The following is a 7,096-nucleotide window of genomic DNA, read 5'->3' on the forward strand; positions in this document are numbered from 1 at the left end:
AGACGCGATGGCTGCCCCGCCTCGTCACCACATCCTGTCGGTGCTCGTCGAGAACCGGTTCGGCGTGCTCAGCCGCATCTCGGGGCTGTTCGCCCGCCGCGGCTTCAACATCGTGTCGCTCGCCGTCAGCCCGACCGAGGACGAACGGTTCAGCCGGATGACGATCGTCGTCGACGCCGACGAGACGCCCCTCGAGCAGGTCACGAAGCAGCTCAACAAGCTGATCCCGGTCATCAAGATCGTCGAGCTCAGCCCGGACGAGGCCGTCGAGCGCGAGCTCATGCTCGTCACGGTGAAGGCGACGGCCGACGGGCGGTCCCAGATCACCGAGCTGGCCGCCATCTTCGAGGCCAAGATCGAGGACGTGGGCTACGAGGCGATCACGATCATGGTGGCCGGGAGCCCGTCCAAGCTCGACGCCATGACCGACCTGCTCCAGCCCTTCGGCATCGCGGAGGTGCAGCGCACCGGCCGCGTCGCGCTCCCGGTGCTGGCCCGCCGACCGACTCCGCTGCGCGCGGTGCGAGCCCGCGGGGCGTGAGCGGCTGGAGGTGACGCGACGGCGCCCGCTCGGACCTCGCCTCACCCCGGCGCCCGGCCGGCGGGCGCCGCGTCGCCCGGCCGGACCGCGTTCGACCGCCGACATCGGGCCTGGGGCCCGGCGCTGGCCCTCGTGAGCGGCGCCGCGCTCGTGCTCGCGGCGTCGACGCCGGCCGGCGGCGGCCCGAGGCAGCGCCGGGAGGCGCCGCCGTCCATGCACAGCCTGAGCGTCGGCGGGACCGCGGACCGGGTCGCGGTCGGGCCGAGCGGGGTGTGGGTCGGGGACCTCTCGCGCCTGGCCCGGGTCGACCCGACGAGCGAGGCCATCGTCGAGGTGCCGGGCGCCACGACGCCGATCGGGGTCGGGCCCGCCGCCGTCTTCGCCGGCGTCTACACCCGGCCCGACACCGTCGGCCGGGTCGACCCGACCGGGGCGCGGGTCGGCACGACGATCACCGTCGGTGGGTCCCCAGCCGCCGTCGCCGTCGCCGGCGCGTCGCTCTTCGTGCTCGACGCCGGCGGGACCCTGACGCGCCTCGACGCGACGACGGGGACGGTCACCGGGCAGCGCCCGCTCGGCAGCTTCGGGTTTGCGCTCGCGGTGGCGGGCGGCGCGGTGTGGGCGTCCGGCCGGACCGCGGACCCGAACGCCGGCCCCCTCGGATCGCTGCGGGCCCCCCACACCCAAGCCGTGCTGTGGCGCGTCGACCCGGTGACGCTCGGCGTGGTCGCCACGATCCCGACCGGCGCCAACTGCGACGCGCTGGCGGCGAGCGACGCGGTCGCGTGGGCGGGGTGCGGGACCGCCCGCCGCATCGACGCGTCGGCCGACCGCCTCGTGAGCACGAAGGCCGGCGCGCTGAACGGAATCGCGGTCGGGGAGGGGGCGGCGTGGGCGCTGAGCCCCGACGGCACCGTCACCCGCCTCGACGCGTCGACCGGCCGCGTCGTCGGCACGATCGTCGTGCCGAGCGGCTCGGAGGGAATCGCGGCCGGCGACGGCGCGCTGTGGGTCGCGAACCCGCACCTGCACGACCCGCCGACCGAGCAAGGAACCGCGACGTTGCTGCGCGTCGCCGTCGGCGCCGGCGGCGGCGGATGAGCGTCGCGCCGACCACCGCGCGCGCCGCGTCGACCGCGAGCGACGTCCCGCCCCGACACCGCCGGGGCTTCGCTACCCTGACCCGCTGCCAGCAGCACCGACCGCACGGAGGGCCCGATGGCTGCGTCCATCTACTACGACGGCGACGCTGACCTCGCCCTGCTCGAGGGCCGGAGGGTCGCCGTCCTCGGCTACGGGTCGCAGGGACACGCGCACGCGCTGAACCTGCGCGACTCCGGGGTCGACGTGCGCGTCGGGCTCCGGGACGGGTCTCGCTCCTGGGCCAAGGCCGAGGAGGCGGGCCTGCGGGTGCTCTCGACCGCCGACGCGGTCAAGGAGGCCGACGTCATCATGGTCCTGCTCCCGGACACCGAGCAGGCCCTCGTCTACGAGCGCGACATCGCGCCGAACCTCGAGGACCGCGACTCCCTGGCCTTCGCCCACGGGTTCAACATCCACTTCGGGCAGATCAAGCCGCCGTCGGGCGTCGACGTCTGGATGATCGCACCGAAGGGGCCGGGTCACCTTGTCCGGCGCACCTTCGAGGAAGGTGGCGGGGTCCCGTCGCTCGTGGCGGTGTCCGCCGACGAGACCGGGAAGGCCAAGCAGACCGCGCTCGCCTACGCGAAGGCCATCGGCGCCACCCGGGCCGGCGTGCTCGACACGACCTTCGAGGAGGAGACCGAGACCGACCTCTTCGGGGAGCAGGTCGTGCTGTGCGGCGGCCTCACCCAGCTCATCATGTCGAGCTACGAGACGCTCGTCGCCGCCGGCTACCAGCCCGAGTCGGCGTACTTCGAGACGCTGCACGAGGTGAAGCTCATCGTCGACCTCATCTACGAGGGCGGCATCGCGAACATGCGCTACTCGATCTCCGACACCGCGGAGTACGGGGACATGACGCGAGGCCCGCGGATCATCACCGACGAGACCCGGGCCGAGATGCGACGCATCCTCGACGAGATCCGCGGCGGCAGCTTCGCCAAGGAGTGGATCCTCGAGAACAAGGCGGGACGGCCGGTGTTCAACGCCCTGCGGCGGCGCGCCGCCGAGCACCCGATCGAGGAGGTCGGCGAGCGGCTGCGGGCGATGATGCCCTGGATCGGCCAGGGGAAGGCTCGACCCCAAGACGTGTCCGGCGGCTGACGGGCCTCCGGTGAGCGACCCGCTGACGGTCGCAGCCGCCGTCGGGGCCGGCTACGGGCTCGGCACCTTCCCCACCGCGGTCCTCGTCACCCGGGCCGCGACGCGAGGCCGGGTGGACATCCGGGCGGTCGGGACCGGCAACCCGGGCGGCCTCAACACCGCCCACGTGCTCGGCGCCCGCTGGGGCGCGCTCGTGATGATCGTCGACGCCCTGAAGGGGGCCGCCGCGGGGGTGCTCGGGTGGGTGATCGCCGGACCCACCGGCGCCTACGCCGGCGCCACCGCCGCCATCGCCGGCCACATCTGGCCCGTGTGGACGCGCTTCCGCGGCGGCAAGGGCGTCGCCACCTCGGCGGGGTCGGTGCTGGCGGTGTTCCCGGCCTTCTTCCCGATCGACGCCGGCGTCGCGGCCGCGGGCGCGCTCCGGCTGCGGAACACCGAGCGCGCCATCCGCGTCAGCTGCACGGTCTGGGTCGTCGCGTCCTTCGCCTGGTGGGCGGCGGCGCTGCCGAACCTCTGGGGGCCGGACCCGACCATCGCCCTGCCGCTGTCCCAGACCGCCGGCGCGGCCTGCATCCTCGTGAAGTTCTACGAGGCCCGGCGGCGCGACGGGTGATCGCGCTCGTCACCGACTCGAACGCCTTGCTCCCGGACGACCTCCGGGCCCGATTCGACGTCGACGTGGTGCCGCTCACCGTCGTCGTGGACGGACGGGCCTACGCCGAGGGCGTCGACCTGACCACGGCCGACTTCTACGCCCACCTCGCCGCCGGCGCCTCGGTCTCGACCGCGGCGCCGTCGCCGGGGGCATTCGTCGCCGCCTACGAGCGCGCCGCGGCGCGGGGAGCCGACGCCGTCCTGTCGGTGCACATCGGCTCGAACACGTCGGCCACGCTCGCCAGCGCCCGGCTGGCGGCGCAGGGGGCCGCCATCCCGGTCGAGCTCGTCGACACCGGCACCGCGTCCTTCCCGGTGGCGTGCTGCGTCTGGGCCGCCGGGCTCGCCCTCGCGCGCGGGGCGCCCCTGGCCGCTGCGGCCGGCGCCGCCCGGGCCGTCGCCGGCGAGGTCGGGAACGTGTTCGTCGTCGGGGCCGTCGACCTGGCCCGACGGGGCGGTCGCCTGGGCCGCGACGCCGAGGCCGCCGAGGGGCGGCCCGTCGTCGCCCTGCGGGGCGGGACGATGGAGGTCGTGGACCGGGCCCACGACGTCGAGGGCGCGGTCCGGGCGATCGGGGCCGAGTTCGGGCGCGCCGCCGCCGGCCGGCCGATGCGGTGCGGCGTCGGCGACGCCGCCGCCGCCGACCTGGCGGCGCTCCTCGAGGCCGAGCTCGGCGGACGCCCGGAGGTCGTCGACCTCGTCCGGTACCAGGTCGGCCCGTCGGTGGCCGCGCACACCGGCCTCGGCACCGCCGGCGCGGTCTACTTCCCGGCCGAGCTCGCGGCCTCCTGACCGGGAGGACGCGACCCGCTCACGCCGGTGGGCAGCCCCGGTCCTCGACGTAGCCGGCGTCGGGGCCGGCGACCGGCGCGCCGATGGCGTCGGTGGCCTGCTCGACGTCGAGCACCACCATCGCCGCCGACGCGGCCACGCAGACGCGCCGCTTGGCGTCGAGGACCGTCGCCTCGGTGCCGATGCGGCGCTCCGACCGGTCCGCGACCCGGGCCTCCACCCGGTACGGACGCCCGAGCCGCACCGGCCACGCGAAGCGCGCCGTCGTCTCGCCGGTGTAGGCGAACCTGCCCGCGAGCGCGATCGTCGCCCAGCTCATGGCCTCGTCGATGAGGGCCAGCGTCACCCCGCCGTGCACGAGCGTGGGGGCGCCCGAGAACTCGGCCGGCAGCTCGAAGTCGGCGAACACCACGTGGGCATCGGTGTCCTCGAAGAACGGCACCTGCAGGCCACGGGCGTTCGACGGGTCGCAGACGAAGCAGCGACTGTCGAACCCGAAGCGCGACGCGTCGAGCCGCTCGACCGTCACCGGCTCACCTCCGCTTGACGAGCCAGCGGTACTTCTCGGCCTTCTCGAACGCCGCCTCCCCGGCCAGCTGGCCGATCGAGGTCGAGACCGTCGGGTAGACGTGCATGAACTGGCTGAGGCTGCTGAGGCTGACGTCCTCGGCGATCGCCAGCGCGAACTCGTGGATCATCTCGCCCGCCGCCGGCGCCAGGATGTGCGCGCCCACGATCCGCTTCTTGTGGGTGATCACCACGACCGCCCCGTCGGTGGCCCCGTCGGCGCGGGACCGGTCGTTGTGGATGAGGTCCTGGTGCCAGACCTCGACGTCGCCCTTGAACTCGTCGCGGGCCTCGGCCTCGGTGAGGCCGGTGTGCGCCAGCTCGGGGTCGGTGAAGGTGCACCAGGGGACGCTGGCGACGACCTTGCCGGTGCCGACGATGAACATGTCGCGCACGGCCCGGACGCCCTCGTACGCGGCGGAGTGCGTGAACAGGTACCGGCCCGCGATGTCGCCGCAGGCGTAGATGGTGTGGACGCTCGTCCGACCCCGGTTGTCGACGACGACGCCCTTCGGGCCGGTCTCGATCCCGAGCTCCTCGAGGCCGAGGCCCTCGATGTTCGGCCGCCGTCCCACCCCCACCAGCAGCTCGTCGGCCCCCCACGTCGTCGGCTGGCCGTCCTCGGTGCCGTGCACCACCTTCCTGCCGCCTTCCCGGGTCACCCGCTCGGTCTCCACGTTGAACCGGAGGTCGACGCCCTCGCCCCGCAGGTGCTCGACGAGCTTGTCGACGAGCGCGGGCTCGTCGCGGGGCAGGACCCGCGGCCCCTTCTGGAGCAGCGTCGTCGGGATATCGAGCCGCGTGAAGCCCTGGCTCATCTCGACGCAGATCGGGCCGCCGCCGATGCTCACGAAGCTGGCTGGCGGGTCGGTCAGCTCGAAGAGCGACTCGCTCGTGACGTAGCCGACCTCGTCGAGGCCTTCGATCGACGGCACTGCGGGCCGACTGCCGGTGCAGAGCAGCACGTAGCGGGTCGTGAGCTCCCGGTCGCCCTCCTCGGTCTTCACGACGACCGTGTTGGGCCCGGTCACCCGGGCGGGCCCGGCGACGATCTCGACGCCCATGGCCCGGAAGCGGTCGGGGTTGTCGTCGGTGTCCGCCACCTGGCGCTGGACCGAGCGGATCCGCTCCCAGACCCGACCGCGGTCGACGGTCGGCGCGACCGGCTCGATCCCCCAGTGGTCGGCGTGGCGCATGTGATCCGCGACCTTGCCGGAGGCGAGGAGGGCCTTGCTCGGCACGCAGCCGGTCCACAGGCAGTCACCCCCGACCCGGCCCCGCTCCGCGACCGCGACCTTCAGGCCCAGGGTGGCGGCGAACTCGGCGGCAACCATGCCGCCCGAGCCCATGCCCACGATGACGAGGTCGATGTTGTCGGCCATGTCGGATGCCCTCCTGCCGGCTCCCCGGCGTCGCAATCTAGGTGGGGTTCGGCACCGAGGACAGGGCCGGATCAGCGCCGCGCTCGGGGTGATCCGCGAGCGTGGGCCGAGGCGAGGGTGGGGCCGTGGCAATCGCGGTGCGCGCACCCCAGCACGACCCGCCCGCGTCAGCGCACATGGTCCGGAGCGCCCGGGGGGCGTTCGCGACGCTCGGAGGCGCGGCGCGCTCGGCCGCCGATCCGCCCGCTACGGGGATCGGGGCTGGCAGGCCGGACACCAGTAGGTGGAGCGGGCGTGGCTCCCCTGGCGTCGGCACCGGATCGTGGCGCCGCAGCGAGGGCACGCCTCGCCCGCCCGGCCGTACACCGCCAGGCCCCGCGGCGTCGTGGCGCGGCGGTCGCGATCGAGGTTGGCGCGCAGCATCGCCGACGCCGTCTCCAGCAGCTCCCGCCGGACGCGGTCGTCGAGCGCGCCGACGGGGGTCCCGGGCTCGATGGCACGGGCGAAGCACACCTCGCTCTTGTACACGTTGCCGATACCGGCCGCGACCCGCTGGTCGAGCAGGGCGACGCCCACCTCGGTGGCCGGGTCGAGGCGATCGAGGCGACGGACGGCGTCGTCGAGGTCGGCGTCGGCGCGGCAGAGATCCGGCCCGAGCGCGTTCAGCGCCGCGTGCCGCCCGAGGCGGCGGCGGTCGAGGAGCTCCACCGTCGGCGCGGAGAAGCACACGGCGACGGTCCCGTCCTGGACCTGGAGGACGGCCACCGCGCGCGCCCGCGGCTTCCGCCAGGGCTCACCGACTCGGTAGAGGTGCCAGCTGCCGGTCATCCGCAGGTGGGTGTGGAGGACGTGCCCGTCGGCGAAGTGGACGAGCAGGTGCTTGCCGCGGGCTTCGACCGCGAGGACGGTG

Annotated in this window: 8 protein-coding genes; 5 read left to right on the forward strand and 3 right to left on the reverse strand. The window is 74.7% G+C overall.

Translation table 11 applies throughout. The features are described 5' to 3' along the window. The first annotated feature begins 7 nt into the window (after positions 1-7). From ilvN to VG869_03090, 5 genes are all read left to right on the forward strand, one after another. Positions 8-541 (forward strand): acetolactate synthase small subunit, encoded by a 534-nt coding sequence (gene ilvN / locus VG869_03070; GenBank protein ID HEV3450163.1) that lies wholly within the window; start codon positions 8-10, stop codon positions 539-541. Between the two features lie 132 nt (positions 542-673). Next, positions 674-1,642 (forward strand): hypothetical protein, encoded by a 969-nt coding sequence (locus VG869_03075; GenBank protein ID HEV3450164.1) that lies wholly within the window; start codon positions 674-676, stop codon positions 1,640-1,642. A gap of 117 nt (positions 1,643-1,759) precedes the next feature. Continuing rightward, positions 1,760-2,788 carry a ketol-acid reductoisomerase gene (ilvC, locus tag VG869_03080; protein HEV3450165.1) on the forward strand — a complete coding sequence of 343 codons (1,029 nt, stop codon included), beginning with the start codon at positions 1,760-1,762 and terminating at the stop codon, positions 2,786-2,788. A 10-nt stretch (positions 2,789-2,798) separates the two neighbouring features. Beyond that, the gene (locus VG869_03085) at positions 2,799-3,404 is read left to right on the forward strand and encodes a glycerol-3-phosphate acyltransferase (GenBank protein ID HEV3450166.1); all 606 of its coding nucleotides are present in this window, start codon (positions 2,799-2,801) and stop codon (positions 3,402-3,404) included. Continuing rightward, positions 3,401-4,237: a DegV family protein gene (locus VG869_03090; GenBank protein HEV3450167.1), complete on the forward strand. Its 837-nt coding sequence runs from the start codon at positions 3,401-3,403 to the stop codon at positions 4,235-4,237. The genes VG869_03085 and VG869_03090 overlap by 4 nt, the downstream gene beginning before the upstream one ends. Before the next feature lie 19 nt (positions 4,238-4,256). Here the strand turns inward: VG869_03090 and VG869_03095 are convergent, their stop codons facing one another. The 3 genes from VG869_03095 to VG869_03105 form a co-directional block, all read right to left on the reverse strand. After that, on the reverse strand, positions 4,257-4,766 hold the full coding sequence (locus tag VG869_03095; protein HEV3450168.1) for a PaaI family thioesterase: 510 nt from the start codon (positions 4,764-4,766) through the stop codon (positions 4,257-4,259). A 4-nt stretch (positions 4,767-4,770) separates the two neighbouring features. Continuing rightward, positions 4,771-6,186, reverse strand: a complete 1,416-nt coding sequence (locus VG869_03100; GenBank protein HEV3450169.1) for an FAD-dependent oxidoreductase — start codon at positions 6,184-6,186, stop codon at positions 4,771-4,773. Positions 6,187-6,432: 246 nt separating this feature from the next. Continuing rightward, positions 6,433-7,096 (reverse strand): DNA-formamidopyrimidine glycosylase family protein (locus VG869_03105; GenBank protein ID HEV3450170.1); only part of this gene is annotated, 664 nt, incomplete at its 5' end.

It is taken from the genome of Acidimicrobiia bacterium (assembly GCA_035948415.1).
Taxonomy (GTDB): Bacteria; Actinomycetota; Acidimicrobiia; order IMCC26256; family PALSA-555; genus PALSA-555.

Coding starts and splice junctions, on each gene's coding strand:
- ilvC (HEV3450165.1), top strand. CDS start 1,760: ATGGCTGCGTCCATCTACTACGACGGCGACGCTGACCTCGCCCTGCTC.
- VG869_03100 (HEV3450169.1), bottom strand. CDS start 6,186: ATGGCCGACAACATCGACCTCGTCATCGTGGGCATGGGCTCGGGCGGC.
- ilvN (HEV3450163.1), top strand. CDS start 8: ATGGCTGCCCCGCCTCGTCACCACATCCTGTCGGTGCTCGTCGAGAAC.